The sequence below is a fragment of the Seonamhaeicola maritimus genome (genome assembly GCF_008056315.1).
In the GTDB taxonomy this organism is placed as follows: domain Bacteria; phylum Bacteroidota; class Bacteroidia; order Flavobacteriales; family Flavobacteriaceae; genus Seonamhaeicola; species Seonamhaeicola maritimus.
Genome location: NZ_VRKQ01000016.1, coordinates 177588 through 200942, shown reverse-complemented (window position 1 = coordinate 200942; position 23355 = coordinate 177588). Strand labels below are relative to the sequence as shown.

Here is a 23355-nt window from a genome sequence, read left to right as displayed (position 1 = left end):
CTTTCGTATTCACAATCGTATGCAAATGTAAGAATTTGTTGAATGCTAAGCATAAAAAAACGGTTTAGAAAAACCTAAACCGTTGTGTTTGCAGTACTTTGATTTTGTAGCGAGATCGAGATTTGAACTCGAGACCTCCGGGTTATGAATCCGACGCTCTAACCAACTGAGCTACCTCGCCATAATTTTGTGGCTGCAAATATAAAAACAATATTATTCTTCACAAATAGAAGTGGCCTAAAATATTATTAAAAATAATTACAAAACTTATTAATTAATGTATATATTGGGCATCATAAAATTCTCATAGTAGTTATGGACGACAAAGTTAAAATCGATATTGAATTTCCAATTCATGCCTCACCTCAGTTGCTATTTCAATATATATCAACGCCGTCTGGATTATCAGAGTGGTTTTCAGATAATGTAAATTCTCGTGGAGAGCTTTTTACATTTATTTGGGATGATAGTGAGGAGCAAGCTAAACTACTCAGTAAAAAGAGTGGTGAACGTGTTAAATTTAGATGGTTGGCAGATGAAGAAGAAGATCAGTCTTATTATTTTGAAATTAGAATACAGGTAGATGAAATCACTAAAGACGTATCTTTAATGGTAACAGATTTTGCTGATGAAGATGAAATTGATGAGGTTAAAATGTTGTGGGAAAATCAAATATCAGATTTAAAACATGTACTAGGCTCAGTTTAGATTATAAATGATTTAATTAAATTATATTTGTCCCGTTTTCAAAAACAATGAAAATGGGATTTTTTTATGATTAATTTTAACGGTAATATATTAGATAACAATAAGGTTCTTTCAATTGAAAATAGAGGATTCGCCTACGGAGATGCTCTTTTTGAAACTATTAAAGTAAGCCATGGTAAAATTCTTTTTTTAGAAGATCATTACTTCAGATTGATGGCGTCAATGCGCATAATGCGCATGGAAATTCCTATGAGTTTTACAATGGAATATATTGAAGAACAAATTCTTAAAACTTTAGAATCTAACTCCTTGTCGAAATCTTCTGTTAGGGCAAAATTTACAGTTTTTAGAAATGAAGGAGGATTATATACACCTTCAACTAATGATATTGGGTATATTATTTCTATTAAAGTACTTGAGGACGATTTTTATACTTTAAATGATGCTTTTTATGAAGTTGATTTGTTTAAAGATTATTATATGTCTCCAACTTTATTATCTACTTTAAAATCAAATAATAAGGCTTTAAACATTGTAGGAAGTATTTATGCAAAAGAAAACAATCTTAATAATTGCCTTATTTTAAATACTAATAAACAAGTAGTTGAAGCTTTAAACGGAAATGTTTTTTTAGTAAAAGGTAATACCATTAAAACACCACCAATTGAAGATGGTTGTTTAAAAGGTATAATGAGAAAGCAGATTATTGAAATTCTTAAAAAAGTTGAAGAATATGATGTAGTTGAAGCTTCTATTTCACCGTTTGAAATTCAAAAAGCAGATGAGGTTTTTATTACCAATGTTATTGTAGGTATCCAGCCCATATCAAAATATAGGAAAAAACTATTTTCAAATGAAGTGTCAAAACAGTTGATAGGTAAGTTGAATATGTCAATAAGACTTAACTAGTTGTAATTTGGGTTTTCAGGTGCATTAGACCAAATGCTATATTCACCACCAAATTCTAACATTTTTTCTTTCCAGAAAGATTTATAGTCCTTTTCAATGATGTTTTGTTTGTAAACATTTTCGGTAACAACCCAAGAACTTCCTTTAAGTTCCTCATCTAGTTGATTAGCATCCCAACCAGAGTATCCTAGGAAAAACTTAATATCTTTTTCGCTAATATTTCCATTAGCAATAAGTTCTGCAACCTTGTTGAAATCACCACCCCAATAAATACCTAATGAAATTTCAATGCTTTCTGGTATTAATTCAGGAATTTTATGAATAAAGTATAAGTTGTCCTGTTCTACAGGACCTCCGTTATAAACTTTAAAGTCTGTCTTAATCTCTGGCACCAATTCATTAATAGTATATTCAAGGGGCTTATTAAGGATAAAACCTATGGAACCCTCATCAGAATAGTCGGCAATAAGAACAATAGAGCGATTAAAAGAAACATCACCAATTATAGAGGGTTCTGCAATTAACAAATCTCCTTTTTTTGGTTTTGTTGTTATCATTCGTTTGAGGAATTAGTAACTAAATCTAATATTTATTTATTAAAAAAGCAACTATTTAGCTTTAGGATACAAAAAAAGCCTTCAATATTTGAAGGCTTTTCTTAATATGATGAGTAACTCTTAGTTTACCGCGTTTGATAAATCTGATCCAGCTTTAAACTTAACAACGTTTTTAGCTTTGATTTTGATTGTAGCACCAGTTTGAGGATTTCTTCCTTCTCTAGCAGCTCTTTTAGAAACTGACCAAGAACCAAACCCAACTAAAGAAACTCTGTTACCTTTTTGTAAAGCACCTTCAATTTCAATAATTGCACATTCTAAAGCTTTTTTTGCAGCTGCTTTAGTAATACCTGCATGTTCTGCCATTGCATCGATTAAATCTGTTTTGTTCATAATATAAAATTTAATTATTAATAAATTGGTTAAACATTTTTTGTTAAATCCTCTACAAATTTATACGGATTATGCAATCATGCAAGTAATAGTAAGGGAAATACGCACTATTGTTAATAACTTTGGGCTTTTGTTGATAAAGGACAGGTGTTTCATCGATATTTTAATAATATCAGTGGTAACAAGGGTTTAGAGCATTTTGGCATTTGTTTCAAAAGTATAACCATTTAGTAATGATTTTACATCCATCATGCGTTTCCCTGGAAGTTTAATTTCTTTAATAATAATGTATCCATTGGATACCACAACCTTTAGTTCCTTTTTAGTTGAAATAATAGAACCTATTTCTTTTGAATGAGAATCAATCTCTTTTTCCACTTTATATAATTTCACATCTAATTTGTCATTTCCATTAATTAGAGTGCACCAAGCTGCTGGATACGGACTTAAACCTCTAATAAGGTTGAAGATATTGTCAATAGAATCTTCCCAATTAATTTTACAGTTATCTCTATTTAACTTGTAAGCTGTTTTAATATCCTCTGTATCTACTTGCGGTTTGGTTTCAACTTCACCTTTTTCAATTGATGCTACAGTATTTAAAACCAATTCACTTCCAATAGCCATTAATTTATCATGAAGTCTTCCAGCATTCTCTTCTAGGTCTATATCTATTTCCTTTTGAAATATCATTTCACCAGTATCTATCTTTTCATCTATAAAGAAGGTAGAAACACCTGTTTTTGTTTCACCATTAATAATAGCCCAATTAATAGGAGCAGCTCCTCTATAATTAGGTAATAAGGAAGCGTGCAAGTTAAAAGTGCCATATTCTGGCATTTGCCACACCACTTTTGGTAACATTCTAAAAGCAACCACAATTTGAAGATTTGCTTTAAGTGCTTTTAATTCATCTAAAAAAGATTCGCTTTTTAAGTTAGTAGGTTGTAATATGTTTAAATCGTTTTCTATGGCATATTTTTTAACTGCACTTTCATTAAGTTTTCTTCCTCTACCAGCTTGTTTATCAGGTACCGTAATAACTCCAACAATATTATATTCATTTTCAACTAAAGTTTTTAAAGTGGCTACTGCAAAATCTGGCGTGCCCATAAAAACGATTCTTAAATCTTTCATAAATGACTTAATTTATATGTATTTGTAGGTGTAATAGTAATAATATTATGTTCTAATAAAAGCTTTATAATTGTTTTTAAGTCTTTTTCTGAACAATTTAAATATTGTACCATTTGTCTTGATGATAAATCACCCTTTTCTAAGAGCTCAATGATACGGTTTTTTAGTTTGGTTATTTCTTCCTTTTTAGGCTTTTTTTTAGAGTTAGTACAAACTGAACACACACCACAAGGTTCTAGATTTTTTTCATCAAAATAGGATAGCAATTGCATGCTTTTACAAACACTATCATTCTCAATATAATTAAGCATTGCTTTAACCTGTTGCTGCTTTAATTTGTTTTGCTGCTCTATAATTGAAGCAATTCTATTAATAGTTTTTTCGTCTTCTCTTGGTTGAATAAAGGTTATTTGAGCATCAGTTTTTGAGAGGTTTAAATTAATAACTTCATCTTTTTCTAGTTGATGTAAAGCATTGATTAAAGTAGATTCTGAAACCGAAGCTTTTTCCGATACTTTAAGCGTATTAATTTTGGTTTCGTAATCAAAAATACCACCATACATCCGCAGCAATGATTTAACCATTAAATTTAAATCTTGATGTGTTTCTAAATAATTAAATATAGAAGTACTAGACATTATAAATTGAACGGTAACTTTATTTTTAAATTGTTTAGAAAGGGTTATGACGCTGTTTCTATCTAATAGCTGTAGTGTGTTATAACATAGAATAGTTCCAAAATTGTATGTTTTACAGAAAGCATTAAAATTGAAATCATATGTTGTGTATACGCCCTCACCATATGATATTTGAAAATAGTTACATAGTTTTCTGTAAACCTGTTTCACATAATCTACAGAAGGTAAAACACTTAAAAATTGATTTTTCACCAATTGAGAATCGCTATCATTTTTAAGAATTACCGCGAATGCTTTTTCTCCATTTCTTCCTGCTCTGCCTGCTTCCTGAAAATAACTTTCAATACTTTCGGGTAAATTAATATGAATAACTGTTTTTACATCGGGCTTATCAATGCCCATTCCAAAAGCGTTGGTAGCAACCATAACTTGTTTTTGGTTATTGAGCCAACTTGTCATATTTGTTTCTTTCTCAGCATTAGAAAGTCCACCGTGGTAATAAGTTGCTGTAATATTTTTTGATTCTAAAAAAGAACTTACTTCTAAGGTTAGTTTTCTGTTTCTAACATAAATAATAGAAGATTGAGTATACTTTTTTAAAATAGTTTCCAGTCTATAGTATTTATCATTTTCATGATATACCATATAACCAATATTGGGTCTTAAAAAAGATTGCCTAAATATTTTAGGTTGAATAAAATCTAGTTCTTTTATAATATCCTCAACAACATTTTCTTTAGCCGAGGCTGTTAAAGCTACTACATTAACAGAAGGCTGTAACTGGCGTAAAAGTATTATGTTTTTATAAGATGGTCTAAAGTCATTGCCCCATTGAGAGATGCAATGTGCCTCATCTATAGCTATTAGGTTTACGTTCATTTGCCTAATCCTGTCCTGCACCAACTCTTGTTGTAAACGTTCTGGAGATAGATATAAAAACTTGTAGTTTCCGTAAATGCAATTATCTAAAAGTGTATCCAAATCATTGTATGAAATCCCACTTGTAATGGCTAGAGCTTTTATGTTTTTATTATTTAGGGCCTGAACTTGGTCTTTCATTAATGCTATTAAAGGAGAAACCACAATGCAAATACCTTTTTTTGCTAACGCTGGAATTTGAAAACACAACGATTTCCCACCTCCGGTAGGTAATAGTACAAAAGTGTCTTCACCAGAAATTACCGCCTCAATAATGGCTTCTTGATTATTCCTGAATTCAGTATAATTCCAATAACGCTCTAATATGTTAATTGGGTGTTCCATCCTATTTATTATAATGAATTTAGAATGAAATTTGTACGCTCTTCAACTGTGCCGAAAGGCACATCAATTAATTCATAATCGAAAGACTTATACGTTTTTAAAAGATGATTATGGATTTTGAGGGCTTGTTCAAAATTTTCATAACGCTCATTATCACTTTCATATATGTCTTCCCATGGACTCAAAATAAAAGCAGTATCATAAATACTGGATTTACAAATATCTACAAAGTTTTGAGGATAGGTGTCTCCAATAAAATCCATATAGGCTAAAACATCATGAACCCCTCGGTCCATAAAAACAAGCTCTGATTTAGTGTTTGAAGCCTCAATAAACTGTTGTTTACGTCCATTTAAAAGCCGTTCACTAAACAATAGTGCGTCTGTTAAAAAAAGCTGCTCAATACCTTCTTTTTGAGCTTCTAAAGTTACCTGTCTAGAAATTTCTTCAAAACAAGTAAGCCCTCTTTTAATTAGCTCATTAATAATAGTAGATTTACCAGTTCCCGGGCCACCGGTAATAACAACTTTTTTTGTGTTCAAAATCAATAATTTTGTATGTAAAAATCGGAATTTAGAATCGATAAAAAAAATAGAAATGAAACTGTATATTTGCAGCATATTAAAATGCTATGAGTACACCGTCAAATTCAGAAGAATTTTACAAAAAACTAAGAGGACAGTTATTTGAAACAACTAGCTGGCCATCTGAATATTTATATAAGTTTATTGTAAAAACTGACTTAGGGAAAATTACAAGATTAGAGACTATATTTGATAATATGGGAGCTGTAATAAATAAGGTAGAGTCTAAAAATGGTAAATACACTAGTATTTCTGTTAACCTATTAATGAGTAATCCGGATAGCGTTATTGAAAAATATAAAGAAGTAGCAGAAAAGATTGAAGGTGTCATTAGCCTTTAGTTTTTTTTTGTATTTTGCAGAAGCATAACAACTACGTGCATAATTTTTAATTCCACACATTTTTATTTTGATAAATAGTTTAGAATATAATACAGAAAGGGAGCATTTAATCATTCCTGAATATGGTCGTCATATGCAAAAAATGATTAATCATGCCAAAACAATTGAAGACAGAGAAGAACGGAACAAATTGGCTAAAGCCATAATTTCTGTTATGGGTAATATGCAACCGCATTTAAGAGATGTTCCAGATTTTCAACACAAACTTTGGGATCAGTTATTTATCATGGCTAATTTTGAATTAGATGTTGATTCTCCTTATGAAAAACCGACTAAAGAACTTTTTGAAGAGAAACCAGAACCTTTGGAGTATCCTCAAAATTTCCCAAAGTACCGTTTCTACGGAAACAATATTAAAACCATGATAGACGTTGCTAATACATGGGAGGCAGGTGAGCTTAAAGAAGCTTTACTTTACACCATAGCAAATCATATGAAAAAGTGTTTTTTAAACTGGAATAAAGACACTGTAGAAGACATGGTTATATATGATCATTTATTTGAATTGTCCGAGGGTAAGATTGACTTAAGAAATTCAGAAGAAAACCTTTCGGAATCATTAAGCTTGATGCGTACTAAGACCAAGTATTCTGGTAAAAAGAGTCACCATAAAAAAGGACAAAACAGACAAAGAAAACGCTACTAAATAATTCATGGGAGTATTTAAGATTGAAGGTGGTCATCAGCTAAAAGGAAGCATACAACCACAAGGAGCAAAAAACGAAGCATTACAAATTTTATGTGCTGTTTTACTAACTCCAGAGTTAGTTACTATAAATAATATTCCAGATATAGTTGATGTCAACAAGCTTATTAGTTTATTAGAAAAGCTAGGTGTTAAGGTTGACAAAAAATCCAAAGGAACCTTTACTTTTCAATCAGATAATTTAAATCTTGATTATTTAGAGTCAGATGAATTTAAGGTAGACGGACGTGGTTTGCGTGGTTCTATCATGATTGTTGGCCCGTTATTAGCACGATTTGGTAAAGGATATATTCCTAAACCTGGTGGCGATAAAATTGGTCGTCGTCGTTTAGATACTCATTTTGAAGGCTTAATAAAATTAGGAGCCAAATTTAGATACAGTAAAGAAGAGCAGTTTTATGGTGTTGAAGCCGATAAACTTCAAGGAGCATATATGCTGTTGGAAGAGGCCTCTGTAACCGGAACTGCCAATATTGTAATGGCTGCCGTTTTAGCCGAAGGACAAACCACTATTTATAATGCTGCTTGTGAACCTTATTTACAACAATTATGTAAGATGCTAAATAGAATGGGCGCCAAAATTAGCGGTGTTGGTTCTAATATGCTGATAATTGATGGCGTAGATAGGTTGGGAGGAACAGATCACACCATGTTACCAGACATGATTGAAATTGGTAGCTGGATTGGTTTAGCGGCTATGACTAAAAGCGAATTAACCATTACTAATGTTTCTTGGGATGATTTAGGTTTAATCCCAAATGTATTTAGAAAATTAGGTATAGCGGTTGAAAAACAAGGAGACGATATTCATATTCCAGCACACACCGATGGTTATGAAATTCAGAGTTTTATAGATGGTTCTATTTTAACTATATCAGATGCACCTTGGCCGGGTTTTACACCAGATTTATTAAGTATCATTTTGGTAGTGGCTACGCAAGCTAGAGGTAGTGTGTTAATACACCAAAAAATGTTTGAAAGTAGGTTGTTTTTTGTAGATAAATTGATTGATATGGGTGCCAAAATTATTTTATGTGATCCGCATAGAGCCACTGTTATAGGTCATGATTTTAAATCTACTCTGAAAGCTACTACCATGACATCGCCAGATATTCGTGCGGGAGTTTCGTTACTTATTGCAGCACTATCTGCAAAAGGAACATCAATTATTATGAATATTGAGCAAATAGACCGTGGTTACGAAAATATTGATGAACGTTTACGTGCTATTGGAGCGCGCATAGAACGTGTGCAAGCTTAATTTTATGTATAATTAATATCCTGAATAGATGAAAAAATTGGCTCTACCAATTGTAGTTTTTATTTCATTATTTTTTCTGTCTTGTAATAATAAGAGTAAGTCAAATGAGGTAATAAAAGGAACCGATATTGTAAAGATTAAGCCTTCTTTAGAATTAATTTGGGAAACGGATTCTTTATTGACTACCTGTGAAGCTGTTTTATATGATAGTTCATCGCAAACTATTTATGTGTCTAATATTAATAATGAGCCTTGGGGAAAAGATGGTAATGGTTTTATTTCTACTATTAATACAAACGGAGAAATAACTAACCTAAAATGGATAGAGGGATTGAGTGCACCCAAAGGTTTAGGTATTTCAAATGGAAAGTTATATGTAAATGACATTGATGACGTTGTAGAAATTGATATGACATCTCAAAAAATTATAAGAAAGTACACCGTTGAAAACAACCCGCAATTAAATGATATTACCGTTGGCACTGATGGGGTTGTATATGCGTCGGGTTCTAATTCAAACACCATTTATCAAATTAAAGATGAAGAGCTGACTGTTTTTGCTGCTGATAGTTTGAAACGTTTAAATGGCTTGCTTCATAAAAAAGAAGGGATTTATTACTTAGATTCAGGTACTCAACAATTTGGAATCTATGATACTGGCTCGAAAACATTTAAAAAGTTAACTGAAAATATTGGTCACGGAGATGGCATATACAAATTGCAGAATGGCGACTTTATTACCACTAGCTGGAAAGGTGAGGTTTTCTACATTAATGGAACTGATTGGAGTAAAACGCAATTATTAGATACGAGAGAACAATCTATTAACGCAGCAGATTTAGATTTTATACCAGAAACTCAAACTTTACTTTTGCCTACTTTCTTTCATAATAGAGTAAGAGCCTATAAATTGAAATTCGATTAGTTTATTAATCTTCATAAGCAAGTGCATAATTTTAATTTGTTTAAAATTAAAACAACCCGGTTATTTCTCCATCCTCATTTATATCAATACCTTCAGATGCAGGATGAGCTGGTAACCCAGGCATTCTCATAATATCTCCTGTAATTGGGATTAAAAAACCGGCTCCAGCAGCAATTTCAATTTCTCTTACAGTGATGATAAAATCTTTAGGTCTACCTAATAACTTAGGATTATCAGACAACGATTTTTGAGTTTTAGCAATGCATACAGGTAAATGCTCTAAGCCTAACGCCGCTATTTTTTTAAGATGTGCTTTAGCTTTTGAAGTATAATCTACATGTTCCGCACCATAAATCTCTGTTGCAATGGTTTCAATTTTGGATTTTACATCCAAATTCCAATCGTAAAGGGGTTTGAAATTTGAAGTTTTGGAGTTAGCAATATCTATAACAAGTTGTGCTAATTCTATAGCACCTTCACCACCTTTTGCCCAAACATCAGCAACTGCAACTTTTACACCTTTAGACTGTGCAAAATCTTTTATGAGTTGTATTTCCTCATCACTATCAGAAGTGAATTTGTTAATAGCAACAACTGGTAAAACATTGAATTTTGAAATATTTTCAAGATGCTTTTCTAAGTTTGGTAATCCTTTGTCTAAAGCATCTAAATTTGGTATTGTTAGTGATTTTAAATCTGTGCCTCCATGATATTTCAAGGCTCTTATAGTGGTAGTTAATACAACAGCTTTGGGCTTTAATCCAGCACTTTGACATTTTATATCGAAGAATTTTTCGGCTCCTAAATCGAATCCGAAACCTGCTTCTGTAACGGTATATTCTGAATGAGACATTCCCATAAGTGTACCAATAACCGTATTTGTACCCTGAGCAATATTGGCAAACGGTCCGCCATGTATTATTGTAGGATTGCCCTCAATAGTTTGAACCAAATTAGGTTTAATAGCTTCTTTTAATAAAGCTGTCATGGCACCTTGAGCTTTTAAATCCTTTGCATAAATTGGCGTTTTGTCATAAGTATATCCTACAAATATATTTCCTAATCTGGTTTTTAGACCCATTAGGTTTTCAGCTAAACATAAAATAGCCATAATTTCGGAAGCTGCGGTAATATCAAAACCGCTTTCTCTAGGCACACCAGATGTTGTGCCTCCTAAACCTACAATAACCCGTCTTAAAGCTCTGTCATTTAAATCTACAACACGCTTCCAGCTTATTGTTCTTGGGTCTAGTCTGAGTGAATTAGTGTTACTTTGAATATTATTGTCAATAATGGCTGCCAGTAAATTATGGGCCTTTTCAATAGCTGCAAAATCACCTGTAAAATGAAGATTGATATCTTCCATAGGTAACACTTGCGAAAAACCTCCGCCAGTTGCTCCCCCTTTAATGCCGAAAACAGGTCCTAAAGAAGGCTCCCTTAAAACTACAGTTGTTTTTTTGTTTAACCTGTTAAGGGCTTCTGATAAGCCTATTGACATGGTAGTTTTACCTTCGCCTGCTGGGGTAGGAGAAATAGCAGAAACTAAAATGAGGTTACTTTTTTTAACCGACTCTTTATTAATTGCTCTTAAAGGTAATTTGGCCTTGTACTTGCCGTACATTTCAATTTGATCTGGATGAATACCGAATTTTTTGGCAATTTCAGAGATATGCTTTAATGAAATGGTTTTGGCAATTTGTAAGTCGGTCATATTCTGGTATTTTAATCCTTTAAAAATAAAAAATATAACCGCGAATAAGAGTGATAATTGTCATGAAAAGTATTCATGATAAGGAAACTAAATGGTTAAAAAGATTCTTCTCAATTATCCCAATTATCAACCAATTTATCGGTCATATGAATATTTTCAAGTTCATAAGTTTTTATTAAGTCATATTTGAATGTTGGGACGTTTTCAATTTGAAGTGCTTTCATTATTTCGGATGTTGGTATGGTTTCTCTACCTTTTTTAATGGTGTTTTTAACAATGCAAGCAGCAATAATTTTTCCTTTACGCTCAATTTTTTGTTCTACATAAATCCATTTTGCATCAACGTATGATATTCTGGTAAAGATTTGTGCTTTTTGAAACACCTTAAGCGGCCTATAAAACTGAATACTAATGGCTTGACTTGGGAAAAACCATTTGTTTTTTGATGCTACTTTTAAGAAGTTAGATCTAACCATTAAATCTAATCGTCCGGTTTCTAGAACCGTCATTATAGCCGCATGATTCATTACTGAAACATCAATATCAGAAATCCAAACTCTAAATGATTTCCTTACCGTTTCAGTTCCAATAAGTTTCGTTTTAAATTTTGCTTGTATTAATGCAAGTAAAAGTCTAATCCATCTCATGTGTATTATTTTAATACTTTATTATTCCATTCATAAAAATTGGAACTTTCGTTCAACTCAAATTCTGTTTTAGGGTAGAGATTATTCCCTATTATGTTTGATTTTTCGGTTTCTAAAACCAATCCACAAGCATTAGTTTCTCTTACAAGTCGTTTTGCCCTTTCAATTAATCCAATAGAAATTCCTTTACCCCTATTCTTAGGATTTACGAATAGGTCATTTAGTAACCATAATTTTTTCATTCTTGTTGATGAAAATAATGGATAGAGTTGTACAAAACCAAGAAGTTCTTTCTCGTCTTCAGCTACAAAAAGTTCTGAGTCATTATTTTTAATTCTTTCTCTTAAAAATATTTTTGCATTTTCTAGGTCAGGTTCTTTTCTATAAAACACTCTATAGGCATTAAATAATTCAGATACTTGATCTAAATCTTTTTCAGTAACTTTTCTATAGTTCATAATTAATTCATTTTATACGTAGTTGCACGAGCGCTTTTCTTTATAAATCTTTTGCAAGACATAAGCTGTCTGGAATATCTTTTAATTTACCGTATTTCTCTATAGAATTATAACTGTTTCTTTGATAAAGTTTACCTGCTTCAGGTTGTTTTGACCCCATAAAGAGTACACATCTAGAATATCCTAATTCTTTAGACCAGTTTTCTAATTCAAATAAAATATTTTCTCCTACTCTTTGACCTCTTGCTTCTGGCGACACATACATTCTTTTAATCTCCATAGTATTATAATTGTATTCCGAGATGGCACCGCAACCAATAGCTTTATCGTTTTTCAAAGCTAAAACAACATAATTTAAATTGGAGATATCATTGAACTGAGATAAAGGGTGCGTTTTACCATCTCTTTTAGCAAGGTCTAAATTCAGTGATTGTACAAGTCTATTAAATTCTGAATTTTGAGAATTTGTCCTTATTATTTTCATAATACTTTAGAGTGACTTAGATGATGTATAACGGCTCGGTGTGTATGGTTAGTTTCTTGGTTAAACAACTAATATAGCAAAAAGGATAGAACGTTAAGTAAACGTACTGGGATTTCTTAATTATGAATAAGCAAACTAAAATTTGGAATTAACACCTTGTTTTATATTTGTTATTTTTTACAAATTTCTATCAAATAATAAATAAGCTGTAAATAACAAGCCATAAATAATCAGATAGAAAAGGTAGAAGTTTCTAAACTTTTTGTATTTGAGATTCTCTGGATAAATATTTCCAAAAAGTCCTTTAATTTCTTTCCAAAAAACAGGTTTAATATTTATTAGCCAACTGTCAGTTTGGTAAATGATTTTACGGAATTTACTTCTATAATAACTTAAAGGTAATCCCCAAACTACAAATAATATAAACCAAATGTTTTTAGTTATAAAACCCATTGTCATTTAATTTTTAGGCAACCATGGAAAAAAGGAATTAGTTTTTTGGACGTAATCTTTGTATTTAGGTTTTGTCTCGTTTAAAGATTTCTCAAGCAAGCTCACACCAGATATTTTAATAATCAATAAAGTCATAATTATAGAACCTACTATTTGCCAGTAACTACCAGCTGCAATGCTAAAAAGACCAAAAGACCACCACACCGCGGAGTCGCCAAAATAATTTGGATGCCTAGTGTATTTCCAAAAACCCGTATTTAAAACCTTTCCATTGTTTTTAGTATTCCTTTTAAAACGTGCCAATTGATAATCACCGCCAGCTTCAAAAGTAAATCCAATAAGCCAAACTAAAAGACCTAAATAATCAAAAACATACAGAGTCCCAGTACTATCACTTGTATTAATACCTAAAAGGGGTAAAGAAACAATCATAATTAAGGCTCCTTGTAACAAAAAAGTTTGAAAATAACTAAACCACCAATAGCGTTTAGGTCCATATTTTTTTCGGAATTCCTGATATCTAAAATCTTCTCCTTTGCCAATATTTCTATAGGCAAGATAAATAGAAAGCCTTAGTCCCCAAATTCCCACTAAAGCTAAGGTTAATAATTTTCTATCATTTATTTCTCCAGACATAAATACATAAAAAGTATTAACAATTACAAATCCGAAGCCCCAAAATATGTCTACAATACTTACGTTTTTAATGAAAACACTCCATATCCACAAAAGCGTTACAAGTGCTAAAATGATGAGGGACGCCTGTAAGAGTATAGTTGTCATTGGTTAGTTGTTGGTTATAATGAAGCACCACGGTTTTATTTATGGTCTAGTTGGGTGTTTGAGCAACTAATTTAGTAAACAAAAACGAACGCGAGAAAATTCCGAAGGAATTTTCCAAGTAATCACTAGCCAAAGCAATTAATTATACATGTTGTTGTAGTGCTATATTAATTGATTACTTTATATCTTTTACCTTTCTTTAATACTTCGCCTTCATAACCTTTAAAATATACAGGAATGGCAATATCATTTTCTTTTCTTACCACAAAATGTAAATGCGGACCTCGAGTGTGTCCTGTTAAACCTGAAACAGCTATCTTTTGTCCTTTTTCAACTTTTTGTCCTTCTTTAACAAAAATCCCCTTGTAATCTAAATGTGCATAAGTGGCTAAAGTCCCATCTGAATGAAGAATTACTACTTTATTAGCCGAATTTCTTAATTCTATTCCGCCTTGTTTTGTAAACCAATCTATAGCTTTCACTACCAATCCATCCCTAGCAGCATGTACACTTTCACCTATATTCAGTTGAAAATCAATAGCATATTTTGACTTTTCATCATTATGAGAAGCTTTGCCATTAAAGCTTTGACTTACTTCATATTTTTTCCCTTTTTTAAATGGAAATCTATAACGATAACTCATGTCAGGATTAATTAACGATTTATGGCCCCAATAATAACTAACTCTAATACTATCACTAATTCGTGATTTAAAAATAGAATCGGGTGCGTTTCCGGAATATTTTATAAGTTCAATACTATCTTTGGGTAGTAATAAGAATGATTTTAATTCAGTACTATCTCTTCTTGTATGAAAATAAAGTTGGATTGAAGTCAGTAATTTGTTTTTTGCAACAAGTTTTAAAGTGTCATTATTTTTTTTCCACTCAATAGATAAATCATCTAAGTAGGTTGTAGGCTCGTCTTTTTGTTTTTGTCCAAAGCCATTTAAAGTATATGTAATTAACAGAAAAAGGATGAAATATATTTTCATTAATGGATTATTTTAATGTGCTACAACGGTCTCACATAACAGTTAGTTAGGGGATTAAAGTTACTGTTTTTCGGCTAAGTACTAACGTTAGCAATTCCGAGTGGATTCGGGCGTAGTCGAATCCGCCGTAATTGCGGTTATACATTGTTGGTAACAGTTTTCTTTTTTTTGAAAAGTAATGAAATCCAATATATAATTAATGTCAGTATTGCTCCAATTCCAATGCCATAGCTTAACCGCCAAAACCATCGCATTGCTACTTGTCCACCCTGAAATGTTTCTTTTTCAGAAAAAGTGAATGAAAGATTGCCAGCAAGTAAATATGATATTGGAACCCAAAGAATTCCAAATATGATTATGATTCTAAGGAATTCAGAGAGAATTCTATTCAGTTTGCTCGATGGTTCTCTTAGCTCATTTGCCCCCCAATATATCGTTAATGGTAATGAAATCATACCAGTCCAAGTTGTAAATGTTCCTAGAGGGATTGATTTGTTGTCATTTAAAGCGATTGTAAGTAAAGAAGAGCCAGTAGCTAAAAGTATAATTACACTTAAAGTCAAAATCAGAGCGCTGTAAAAATATATCTTTCTTCTATTCATTTTTGTAATTGTTGCCAACGGTCTCGGCTATGAGTAGTTGTGTAGGTTAGCACTTAACTTTGCAAGTACACACCGAGTTGGAAATTCCTGCGGAATTTCCAAAGTAATCGAGAACAAGTATTTACTTATAGCCATTGTTGTGCGTTCGTTATTTAATTGTTGTAATTTCTGCTCGTTAATTCTTGTTTAATTTCGTTTAACAATGCATTGCTGCTAGTAAGTATTTCTTTAATATAGGTTCTTTTATTTCCATTAACACCACCTATCACATGGTTATAATATCTGGATAAAGCTAAATAGGTAGGTGAATTATAATTCCCTATCCAACTCGTATCAATTCTATTTATATCGAATTCGGGATTTTCATAGTATTTTTTCAAAAATCGGAAGGTATCTAAATCGGGATTTTTCATATACTCTCGTCCGTCCTCAGTTATTTCTCTCATGAATTGTTGATACTTTTCTATTAAAGCATAATGCTCGTTTAAATGAATTAGTAATTCTTTGTTCTTAATAATATAAATTCCGCTAGTATTGAGCATTTCATTATACGTCTTTCTATTTATCTCTATATTATTCCAACTTTTGTGCATTACCGATTCAATATTCGCAATATCTTTTACTGATGTTGCTTTAAGTAATAGTTCTGGTATTTTTTCTTGATTGGATAGATAACCTGCCAAAATGGAATCTTGCTTAGTTAAATGTCGAATATCGAAATTGATATCTTCTTGCAGTTTTTTAATAAAGGATAATTCCTTCTTGTGTTCTTTTCTATTTTCGTTTAAATCATTAAGCTGAATAGCTATTAAAATTCCAATTACAACAAGAATAATTTCACCAATGGCATATTTAAAATATTTTCCTGTTCTGTTTTCCAACATTAAGTTTTGTCTAATTTTTCTAAAGAATTTTATCATTATTAACAATTTCAAGATTATCTCTTAGCATTGAGTGTATAGTTTCTACTTGTTTTAGTAAGCGTTTTTGTGAATTCAAAATCCACCAAGAGCCAGTATAATATCGAGATAACAGGTTATAGAATTCAATTTTTAATGGATGTGTTTTTGACAATGTCCAAAATGGCATAGGTGGTAGATCTAATTCATGTAAACCTTTATCAGAATTCCATGACTTGATAGTTTTTGTATAGTTAAGATGCTTCGGGAAAAAGGGACTATAATCATGATTCCAAAAATGGACAGGGCCTCTGTCTTCTATATCATTAACATAATCCAAATATTCATAAAAATCTACTATAGCATTTCTTAAAGAATCGTTTGTAATATTTTGCAATCTACCTGATGACTCCATTTCTGAATACGCAGATGTATTTAACAAGGTAAATGACAAACCAAACGTCCATCCTAACTTGATATAAATGGAATCTATAACATGCGGATTTAAAACAGGTTTGTTTAAATGGTCTATGGTGTAATTGACAGCATTTAATATAGTTTTTCTATTCTCAATTAACCTTAAAAGTTTTACTTTATTAGTCTTCGCTTCTGTTAGTAATGCATTGAGATATTTTCCTTCTTCAATTTTTGCTATACGATTCTCATTCCAGTTGTTTATCTGTAGTGCAATCAAAATACCAATTACTACAAGTATAATTTCTCCAATAGCATATATCAGATACTTACTATATTTATTTTCAGTCAATAATCTTTGTCGAATTTTTCTAAAGAATTTTATCATTGTCTATTGGTTGGTCATAATGAAGGCTAACGTTCCGGCTATGAAGCTCAGGAACGGTTTGGTAGGTTAGGCCTATGCTTTATAGCCATTGTTGGCAACTGTTTAATTTTTATTTAATTGTATCACTTAGGGTTCCACTCATGGCTGCTGGAAAAGCAACAATGATTATTCTTTTTATCGCCAATAGATTATCAATTCTCCATGGACACTTATCGATTAAAGTCAGAATCAATGCAACAACAAGTAGTGAAATAATATAAGTACCAATTATTCTTTTTATGAAATCAGTTACATATCCTTTTAACGTTACTTTGTAAAAATTAAAGTAAACAAAAACTGAAATCAAGACTAAAGAAATTGCAGCTATCATAGAAACATTTGAAATTGGCAGCGTTTCACCAAGATTCCATGCTTCTTCAGTTAGTGATACTGGAATTGCCAATATTGCTGAACCTATAATTACCTGCATAATATCGCGAGGTTTAAATTCAAGCATTAAAGGTTTTAAAGCATAACTTATTATCTCACCAGATTTATCTGCTATAGGTACAACTCTATGTAAATAGCCTCCAATCCTTTTTATGGTGGTTTCCTTTATTTCTACTTTTTGTTCCATTATCTTAATTCCTTATAATTAGTTCTAGAAAAATACCTTTGTCAATTCCAATAGCAACGATTTCTTTCATTATTTGATTTTAAAATTCTATTTAATTTGCCTAAATCCTGATTTAGATTTTGTTGCATTTTGATTAGCAAAACGAATTCTTTTTGTTTTAATTTAGAAGTTTCGTTACGGTTATTAATATTAAGGGCAATCAAAATCCCAAAAACAACAAGTATTATTTCACCAATGGCGTATAATATATACTTGGTAACATTGTTATCTTTTATCATTTTTTGACGAATTTTTCTAAAGAATTTTAACATTGTTCATTTATTTCTCTAAAGTTAGGATAATTATTTAATTCCGCTCTAGTGAGAAATGAATGAGGCACAAGTTATGTGTATGGTGTCGTAACATCCCGAAGGGTGCAACGCATTATATATAGTTTTAGCTATATTTTATAAAATACATTTCCAATTCTCCTTTTCCTTTAGCTTGAATTTTCCCCCTGCGTTCGCAAGTGATATCATTTTTGACGAGCTGGTAGGTTGTTTCTGATATATTTATTTTACTAGGTTCTCCTAATGATTCGATCCGACTTGCCGTATTAACTGTATCTCCAAAGAGATCATAGTTAAATTTCTTCTTTCCAACTACCCCTGCCACTATTGGTCCCGTATGTATCCCAACTCTCATCCTCCATTTAATTTCATGTTTCATGTTTCTCTCCTCTAGATAAGATAGCATCTGTTGCGCAGCTTTAATACAATTAATTGCATGATCTTTAATCTCTTTTTCAAGGCCACATGCAGCCATATATGCATCCCCAATTGTTTCAATTTTTTCAACTCCTAATTCCTCAACAATCTCATCGAATCGCCCAAAAATATCATTGAGTTCATTGACCAACGTGATTGCCGGAATGCTAGCTACTAACTCCGTAAAGCCTTTGAAGTCTGTAAACAGAATAGTTACATTTTTGTGCCTTTTGGGCACTGTTTTACCAGTTTCTTTTAGATCTCTTGCAACATTTACAGGTAGAATATTATGCAGAAGGTCATCTGATCTTTTTTGCTCAACCCTCAAAGAATCCTCCGATTTATCAATTAGTACAGACAAAGTCCATGCGATTGTAATACAAATAAGTCCAGTTGTACTGATGTTAAACATTTGCAAAAAATATGGGTCAAGTACATCATAGTGAGGATAAAATTTGGATTGAAAAGTAACCGAAATAATTAATGTCAAGACTCCTAACATACTGAAACCAATAGCTAATTTTCTCGCACTTTTTGGGAAAGTCATGTATGGAGTAATTATTATGATGAAACATATTACCCAAACACCTGACGAGTAACCCAACAAATAAAGAAATAATATAATTCCAATATAGGACGTAGTAGTAAACCAAGTTGAAGCCAATACCCGCCAACCTTTACTATTAAATATTAGAACGAATGAAAACATCAACGCTAACAATCCATTGCTTCCATAAAGTATTGGGGAATCTGTAATGCAAAAAGCAGTAATCATCCACATTACCATGAATAAGATGCCAAGGATAGAAGCGATATTTGTTATGCGCAGATATCTATTCTCAGTTATAGAAAATTCCTTATTAGCACCAATGTCAACTATTCTATGCAAAATTGAAGTTTTGCTTTTATCATTATTGGGCATAATGTTCTAATTATTTTTATTTAGCATTATTTTTATCAGGGCAAAGGATACTTCCAATTACCATGGTCAAACAACTTATTACAAAACCATAAATAGTTGGGTCAATTATGGTATTATATATATAGCAAAACAACCAACTTAAACCTCCAGTTAAAATCGCTGACCACGCACCTGTGACTGAAGATTTTTTCCAAAACAAACCAAATGTAAAAGGAGCAAAAAGACAAACTAAAATAAGACTTAAAGAGGCTTCAACTAATCCAACAATATCTGAATCATCAAAGGCAAAATAACAAGATATAGCTGCTACTAAAATTACACTTAGTCTTGTGTACAGAAGTAAATTTTTATCTGAAAGATTTTTTGCGTAAGGTTTAATTAGGTTTTCTCCTATTATCGTTGATGGCGCAAGCATAGCACCACTTGAAGTACTCAAAATCGCAGATATCATGGCACCATAAAAAAGAACTTGAACTGGTATGCTTGTCATTATTTTAACCAAAGCAGGTATTATATCTTGACTATTACCATTGTTCAACAATTCGGGATGCAAGTAAACACCTCCTAATCCAATTATTAGAGGAATACTTGGTATAAGAATCATTAGAATGGCACCAAGGAAAAGACCATTTCGTGCAGATTTTTCATTCTTTGCAGAAAACACCCGTTGATATATCTCTTGAACAGGTATAGCTCCAGCTATAAAAGCTAATAAAAGAGCAATATATGCTGACCATTCTTCAAGGCCTCCATGAGGTGTTAAATCAAAAAATTCTTTTGATTGGTTTGAAAAAATTGGGGCAATACCTTTAGTTTCAGTTAATACTTCAAATAGAAGTATAAACAAGCCTAAAAGAATCATGATACTTTGTACCATGTCTGTATAAGCTACAGCCCACATACCACCAATATAGGTGTAAAAAACCACTATTGAGGCACCTACAAAAACGCCGTAATTAAAAGGAATACCCATTACTGTATTAAATAAATAAGCCAAAGCAACAAATTGGGCAGCAATCCAGTGCGGATAAGATAATACCATTATCAATGAAGAGAACACTTCTAGTTTTTTATTATACCTTACTCTAAAGAAATCATTTATAGTAACAATATTCATTCTATACAGTTTTCGTGCATAGAATTGTCCAACAATAAATAAACAAATTCCTCCAGATAGGATTAAAGTTATGTATGAAGAAAATCCATCTAATATGAAGTATCCAGGGTTTCCCATAATTTGACTACTTCCAAACCAGGTTGCAAATAATGTTACTCCTACAAGAGAAGTTGAGAGGCTTTTTCCAGCTAGTGTAAAATCACCAGAAGTCTTTATTCTCTTAGAGGCCCAAAACCCAATTCCGAGAGTAATTAACAAGTAAGATATTATGAAAAAGTTAACCATGTGTAAATTCTGGATTAATTAAGGTTGATCTTACTATTGCAGCTAACGTGTTTGTGTAAGGATAGTTCCGCGTGCAAACAACTAACTTACTAAAAATGGAATGAACCAGAGGGAAATCCGCAGGATTTTCCGAGTAGTTAAGAACCAAGCAATTATTTTTACACGTTGTTGTGCTTTCGTTATTCATTGACTTCATCTCCCAAAAGTTCGATGATTTTTTTAGCTTCATCGATTAATAAATTGGCATCTGTAATATTAATAATCAATAAAAATCTTTTTGAAGCAATCTGGTTTTTATATGTTATATCGTCTAATAGTCCTTTATAATCTTTTTTTATTGCTGAAGGCTCAATATTTGGAATATCATAATTACTCCAAGAAAACTTTTGATAAATGTCTCTTAAAGAAACATACTTGCTTATTGTTTTTTCTAATTCATAAAAATTTGTAACTATAAGTCTTTGTTCTTCGAGCATTTCTTCAACATTTGAAGGCCAATTACTTAAAAAATATTTTAAAGAGTCATTAGAGAGTGAATTAATTTTACCTGAATTAAATAACATATCCATAGTAGCAAATTTCTCATTGAACCTATAAGTTGTAGTTGATATTGCCAATAGACTATCCATAATATTATCATTATAGTACTCGGGAGGATTATTCGCAAGACTCATTAATTGTTCAATTGCGCCCACTGCATTTTGCCTTCCAATATTTAAAAACTCCAATTCATTTAACCGACTAGAAAAGTCATCTTTTAAAATTTTTAGAAGTATCTTTTCTTCGTTGTAAGCTATTCTTTGTTGATTTTTATTGTTTATCTGCAATGCAATTAAAATTCCAATTACAACAAGAATAATTTCTCCGATGGCATATTTAAAGTACTTCCCGGTTTTTCCTTCTGAAAGTAAATTTTGTCTAATTTTTCTAAAGAATTTTATCATTGGTTAGCAGTTAGTCATAATGAAGCACAACGTTTTAGCTAAACTGCGTTTTATTGCAGTTTAGGTTTTGTTGGGTGCTGTTTTTTCTTTTCAATTAATGCTATTAAACCAAAAATGGGTCCTATTGCTAATATTGGATAAATATATTTTGGGTTTAATGAATCCTGCAAAACATTCAGCAGCTGGATACTAATTATTGTTATTGAGAACCCAATACAATTTACAATCGTAAGCGCTGTCGCTTTTATTTCTGCTGCTGCATTTTTAGCCACAAGTGTTGAGAAAAGAGGTGAATCTGCAATAACTACCATTCCCCAAAAAAGAAGAAAACCAATAAATAAGCTTTCAGATTCAGCGGTAAATAACAATGGAGAGGCAAGGCAGCATACACAAGATAAGAGCAGTGCTATAAATGCAATTCGCCTAGTCCCCATTGTTTGTGCTAAATATCCACCTAGCACACAGGCCAATCCACCTATTCCAATAATCATAAATGACAATACTGGAATATTAAATGCTGCTTCAGGATGTTCCATGCTATATGTCTTTAGTATGATAGGTACAAATGCCCAAAAGGCATACAACTCCCACATGTGGCCAAAATAACCGAAGGCCGCAGAACGAAATTTTCGATTTCGAAATACACCCAAAAAAGCTGATGTTTTTAACTTACTTCCTGGTTCTCGGTATGGACCATCAGGAACCATTATCAGCATCAATATACCACCTAATGCCGCAAGAGATGAGGTTAAAATTAGCACAGATTTCCATGGAAATGTACCAGTCATTTCCTTTGCTAAATGAGGGAACGCGGTACCAACAACCAAGGCGCCAACTAAGAATCCAAGTGATTTCCCTAGTCCTTTTTCATAATAGTCCGCAGCTATTTTCATTCCTACGGGGTAGATGCCTGCTAGAAAGAAACCCGTAATAAAACGAAGCGAAAGAATACTTGCCATACTATTACCTTCCCATATTACACTTATATTGAATAGGGAGCCTAGTAAAGCACAGGTTAAAAATACTTTTGATGGTGAAAAACGGTCGGCAATAGTTAAAATAGCGAAGATCAATGTGCCAAAAATAAACCCGAATTGCACGGCCGACGTTAAGTGACCTAGAGCACTGCTGCTTAGGTTGAAGTTTATCATAAGATCGTTCATCACACCATTCCCAGCAAACCAAAGTGATGTACAGCAGAATTGAGAAATTACGATTATCGGAAGTATTAATTTAGACTGTTTCACTCATAGTTTTATTCAATTGCACTCAACAATTGGATAAACGCAATTGCGTTTATCTACATTATGTTTATTACTAAAGGTATACTTTATTTACTCTCTTTAAAGATAAGTCTTACAAAATAAATATCGTAAAAATGAGTAAATAATTATAAACAAAAAAGC

Annotated in this window: 26 protein-coding genes and 1 tRNA gene; 6 read left to right on the top strand and 21 right to left on the bottom strand. The window is 31.9% G+C overall.

The genetic code is table 11. The annotated features are described in order from the left end of the window. Window positions 1–107: 107 nt before the first annotated feature. Window positions 108–181, bottom strand: a tRNA-Met gene (locus tag FUA22_RS14975). A 134-nt stretch (window positions 182–315) separates the two neighbouring features. Here FUA22_RS14975 and FUA22_RS14970 point away from each other — a divergent pair. Together FUA22_RS14970 and FUA22_RS14965 are read left to right on the top strand one after the other, a co-directional pair. Next, entirely contained in the window at window positions 316–708 is a 393-nt protein-coding gene (locus FUA22_RS14970) for an START-like domain-containing protein (RefSeq protein WP_147769401.1), read from the top strand. Window positions 709–774: 66 nt separating this feature from the next. Next, entirely contained in the window at window positions 775–1617 is an 843-nt protein-coding gene (locus FUA22_RS14965; protein ID WP_147769400.1) for an aminotransferase class IV, read from the top strand. Here the strand turns inward: FUA22_RS14965 and FUA22_RS14960 are convergent. The 5 genes from FUA22_RS14960 to FUA22_RS14940 all read right to left on the bottom strand — a co-directional run bounded on the left by FUA22_RS14960 (window position 1614) and on the right by FUA22_RS14940 (window position 6147). Then, window positions 1614–2174 carry a YqgE/AlgH family protein gene (locus FUA22_RS14960; protein WP_147769399.1) on the bottom strand — a complete coding sequence of 187 codons (561 nt, stop codon included), beginning with the start codon at window positions 2172–2174 and terminating at the stop codon, window positions 1614–1616. The genes FUA22_RS14965 and FUA22_RS14960 overlap by 4 nt on opposite strands. 120 nt (window positions 2175–2294) lie before the next feature. Next, a complete protein-coding gene (locus tag FUA22_RS14955; RefSeq protein ID WP_092852637.1) occupies window positions 2295–2567 on the bottom strand; it encodes an HU family DNA-binding protein in 273 nt (90 codons plus the stop codon). Window positions 2568–2756: 189 nt separating this feature from the next. Next, window positions 2757–3704 carry a methionyl-tRNA formyltransferase gene (gene fmt / locus FUA22_RS14950; protein WP_147769398.1) on the bottom strand — a complete coding sequence of 316 codons (948 nt, stop codon included), beginning with the start codon at window positions 3702–3704 and terminating at the stop codon, window positions 2757–2759. Continuing rightward, complete coding sequence (locus FUA22_RS14945) at window positions 3701–5605, bottom strand: RecQ family ATP-dependent DNA helicase (protein ID WP_147769397.1); 1905 nt, start codon at window positions 5603–5605, stop codon at window positions 3701–3703. Before FUA22_RS14945 ends, fmt begins: the two co-directional genes overlap by 4 nt. A gap of 8 nt (window positions 5606–5613) precedes the next feature. Next, window positions 5614–6147: an AAA family ATPase gene (locus FUA22_RS14940; RefSeq protein ID WP_147769396.1), complete on the bottom strand. Its 534-nt coding sequence runs from the start codon at window positions 6145–6147 to the stop codon at window positions 5614–5616. A gap of 89 nt (window positions 6148–6236) precedes the next feature. On the opposite strand from FUA22_RS14940, the gene FUA22_RS14935 reads away from it, so the two are divergent. From FUA22_RS14935 to FUA22_RS14920, 4 genes are all read left to right on the top strand, one after another. After that, window positions 6237–6530: a DUF493 family protein gene (locus tag FUA22_RS14935; protein WP_147769395.1), complete on the top strand. Its 294-nt coding sequence runs from the start codon at window positions 6237–6239 to the stop codon at window positions 6528–6530. A gap of 67 nt (window positions 6531–6597) precedes the next feature. Then, the gene (locus tag FUA22_RS14930; protein WP_147769394.1) at window positions 6598–7236 is read left to right on the top strand and encodes a DUF4290 domain-containing protein; all 639 of its coding nucleotides are present in this window, start codon (window positions 6598–6600) and stop codon (window positions 7234–7236) included. A gap of 7 nt (window positions 7237–7243) precedes the next feature. Further along, entirely contained in the window at window positions 7244–8557 is a 1314-nt protein-coding gene (murA, locus tag FUA22_RS14925) for a UDP-N-acetylglucosamine 1-carboxyvinyltransferase (protein WP_147769393.1), read from the top strand. A 28-nt stretch (window positions 8558–8585) separates the two neighbouring features. Then, the gene (locus tag FUA22_RS14920; RefSeq protein WP_147769392.1) at window positions 8586–9482 is read left to right on the top strand and encodes an NHL repeat-containing protein; all 897 of its coding nucleotides are present in this window, start codon (window positions 8586–8588) and stop codon (window positions 9480–9482) included. A 46-nt stretch (window positions 9483–9528) separates the two neighbouring features. Here the strand turns inward: FUA22_RS14920 and FUA22_RS14915 are convergent, their stop codons facing one another. The 15 genes from FUA22_RS14915 to FUA22_RS14845 form a co-directional block, all read right to left on the bottom strand. Continuing rightward, a complete protein-coding gene (locus tag FUA22_RS14915) occupies window positions 9529–11196 on the bottom strand; it encodes a formate--tetrahydrofolate ligase (RefSeq protein WP_147769391.1) in 1668 nt (555 codons plus the stop codon). Between the two features lie 110 nt (window positions 11197–11306). Continuing rightward, window positions 11307–11843, bottom strand: a complete 537-nt coding sequence (locus tag FUA22_RS14910) for an acyl-CoA thioesterase (RefSeq protein WP_147769390.1) — start codon at window positions 11841–11843, stop codon at window positions 11307–11309. A 5-nt stretch (window positions 11844–11848) separates the two neighbouring features. Further along, window positions 11849–12301 (bottom strand): GNAT family N-acetyltransferase, encoded by a 453-nt coding sequence (locus FUA22_RS14905; protein ID WP_147769389.1) that lies wholly within the window; start codon window positions 12299–12301, stop codon window positions 11849–11851. Between the two features lie 40 nt (window positions 12302–12341). Continuing rightward, the gene (locus tag FUA22_RS14900) at window positions 12342–12785 is read right to left on the bottom strand and encodes a GNAT family N-acetyltransferase (RefSeq protein ID WP_206667113.1); all 444 of its coding nucleotides are present in this window, start codon (window positions 12783–12785) and stop codon (window positions 12342–12344) included. Window positions 12786–13244: 459 nt separating this feature from the next. After that, the gene (locus FUA22_RS14895) at window positions 13245–14021 is read right to left on the bottom strand and encodes a DUF1295 domain-containing protein (RefSeq protein WP_147769387.1); all 777 of its coding nucleotides are present in this window, start codon (window positions 14019–14021) and stop codon (window positions 13245–13247) included. Window positions 14022–14188: 167 nt separating this feature from the next. Beyond that, window positions 14189–15016, bottom strand: a complete 828-nt coding sequence (locus tag FUA22_RS14890; protein ID WP_147769386.1) for a M23 family metallopeptidase — start codon at window positions 15014–15016, stop codon at window positions 14189–14191. A gap of 137 nt (window positions 15017–15153) precedes the next feature. Then, a complete protein-coding gene (locus FUA22_RS14885; RefSeq protein ID WP_147769385.1) occupies window positions 15154–15618 on the bottom strand; it encodes a hypothetical protein in 465 nt (154 codons plus the stop codon). Between the two features lie 152 nt (window positions 15619–15770). Then, entirely contained in the window at window positions 15771–16538 is a 768-nt protein-coding gene (locus tag FUA22_RS14880; protein WP_147769384.1) for a DUF6090 family protein, read from the bottom strand. Then, entirely contained in the window at window positions 16522–17319 is a 798-nt protein-coding gene (locus FUA22_RS14875) for a DUF6090 family protein (protein WP_147769383.1), read from the bottom strand. The genes FUA22_RS14880 and FUA22_RS14875 overlap by 17 nt, the downstream gene beginning before the upstream one ends. A gap of 109 nt (window positions 17320–17428) precedes the next feature. Beyond that, the gene (locus tag FUA22_RS14870) at window positions 17429–17935 is read right to left on the bottom strand and encodes a DUF2391 family protein (protein ID WP_147769382.1); all 507 of its coding nucleotides are present in this window, start codon (window positions 17933–17935) and stop codon (window positions 17429–17431) included. A gap of 41 nt (window positions 17936–17976) precedes the next feature. Then, the gene (locus tag FUA22_RS14865) at window positions 17977–18246 is read right to left on the bottom strand and encodes a DUF6090 family protein (RefSeq protein WP_206667112.1); all 270 of its coding nucleotides are present in this window, start codon (window positions 18244–18246) and stop codon (window positions 17977–17979) included. Between the two features lie 124 nt (window positions 18247–18370). Further along, entirely contained in the window at window positions 18371–19603 is a 1233-nt protein-coding gene (locus FUA22_RS14860; RefSeq protein WP_147769380.1) for an adenylate/guanylate cyclase domain-containing protein, read from the bottom strand. A gap of 16 nt (window positions 19604–19619) precedes the next feature. Next, entirely contained in the window at window positions 19620–20978 is a 1359-nt protein-coding gene (locus tag FUA22_RS14855; RefSeq protein ID WP_170309939.1) for a sodium:solute symporter family protein, read from the bottom strand. A 206-nt stretch (window positions 20979–21184) separates the two neighbouring features. After that, entirely contained in the window at window positions 21185–21949 is a 765-nt protein-coding gene (locus FUA22_RS14850; RefSeq protein WP_147769378.1) for a DUF6090 family protein, read from the bottom strand. Window positions 21950–21999: 50 nt separating this feature from the next. Further along, complete coding sequence (locus FUA22_RS14845) at window positions 22000–23196, bottom strand: MFS transporter (RefSeq protein ID WP_147769377.1); 1197 nt, start codon at window positions 23194–23196, stop codon at window positions 22000–22002. Between the last annotated feature and the right edge of the window lie 159 nt (window positions 23197–23355).

Excerpts from the sequence above, each read along its gene's own strand:
- FUA22_RS14945 (WP_147769397.1), bottom strand. The coding sequence starts at position 5,605 with ATGGAACACCCAATTAACATATTAGAGCGTTATTGGAATTATACTGAA.
- FUA22_RS14870 (WP_147769382.1), bottom strand. The coding sequence starts at position 17,935 with ATGGAACAAAAAGTAGAAATAAAGGAAACCACCATAAAAAGGATTGGA.
- FUA22_RS14880 (WP_147769384.1), bottom strand. The coding sequence starts at position 16,538 with ATGATAAAATTCTTTAGAAAAATTAGACAAAACTTAATGTTGGAAAAC.
- FUA22_RS14850 (WP_147769378.1), bottom strand. The coding sequence starts at position 21,949 with ATGATAAAATTCTTTAGAAAAATTAGACAAAATTTACTTTCAGAAGGA.
- FUA22_RS14890 (WP_147769386.1), bottom strand. The coding sequence starts at position 15,016 with ATGAAAATATATTTCATCCTTTTTCTGTTAATTACATATACTTTAAAT.
- FUA22_RS14955 (WP_092852637.1), bottom strand. The coding sequence starts at position 2,567 with ATGAACAAAACAGATTTAATCGATGCAATGGCAGAACATGCAGGTATT.
- FUA22_RS14960 (WP_147769399.1), bottom strand. The coding sequence starts at position 2,174 with ATGATAACAACAAAACCAAAAAAAGGAGATTTGTTAATTGCAGAACCC.
- murA (WP_147769393.1), top strand. The coding sequence starts at position 7,244 with ATGGGAGTATTTAAGATTGAAGGTGGTCATCAGCTAAAAGGAAGCATA.
- FUA22_RS14965 (WP_147769400.1), top strand. The coding sequence starts at position 775 with ATGATTAATTTTAACGGTAATATATTAGATAACAATAAGGTTCTTTCA.
- FUA22_RS14915 (WP_147769391.1), bottom strand. The coding sequence starts at position 11,196 with ATGACCGACTTACAAATTGCCAAAACCATTTCATTAAAGCATATCTCT.
- FUA22_RS14900 (WP_206667113.1), bottom strand. The coding sequence starts at position 12,785 with ATGAAAATAATAAGGACAAATTCTCAAAATTCAGAATTTAATAGACTT.
- FUA22_RS14860 (WP_147769380.1), bottom strand. The coding sequence starts at position 19,603 with ATGCCCAATAATGATAAAAGCAAAACTTCAATTTTGCATAGAATAGTT.
- FUA22_RS14935 (WP_147769395.1), top strand. The coding sequence starts at position 6,237 with ATGAGTACACCGTCAAATTCAGAAGAATTTTACAAAAAACTAAGAGGA.
- fmt (WP_147769398.1), bottom strand. The coding sequence starts at position 3,704 with ATGAAAGATTTAAGAATCGTTTTTATGGGCACGCCAGATTTTGCAGTA.
- FUA22_RS14905 (WP_147769389.1), bottom strand. The coding sequence starts at position 12,301 with ATGAACTATAGAAAAGTTACTGAAAAAGATTTAGATCAAGTATCTGAA.
- FUA22_RS14910 (WP_147769390.1), bottom strand. The coding sequence starts at position 11,843 with ATGAGATGGATTAGACTTTTACTTGCATTAATACAAGCAAAATTTAAA.
- FUA22_RS14895 (WP_147769387.1), bottom strand. The coding sequence starts at position 14,021 with ATGACAACTATACTCTTACAGGCGTCCCTCATCATTTTAGCACTTGTA.
- FUA22_RS14970 (WP_147769401.1), top strand. The coding sequence starts at position 316 with ATGGACGACAAAGTTAAAATCGATATTGAATTTCCAATTCATGCCTCA.
- FUA22_RS14920 (WP_147769392.1), top strand. The coding sequence starts at position 8,586 with ATGAAAAAATTGGCTCTACCAATTGTAGTTTTTATTTCATTATTTTTT.
- FUA22_RS14875 (WP_147769383.1), bottom strand. The coding sequence starts at position 17,319 with ATGATAAAATTCTTTAGAAAAATTCGACAAAGATTATTGACTGAAAAT.
- FUA22_RS14885 (WP_147769385.1), bottom strand. The coding sequence starts at position 15,618 with ATGAATAGAAGAAAGATATATTTTTACAGCGCTCTGATTTTGACTTTA.
- FUA22_RS14865 (WP_206667112.1), bottom strand. The coding sequence starts at position 18,246 with ATGTTAAAATTCTTTAGAAAAATTCGTCAAAAAATGATAAAAGATAAC.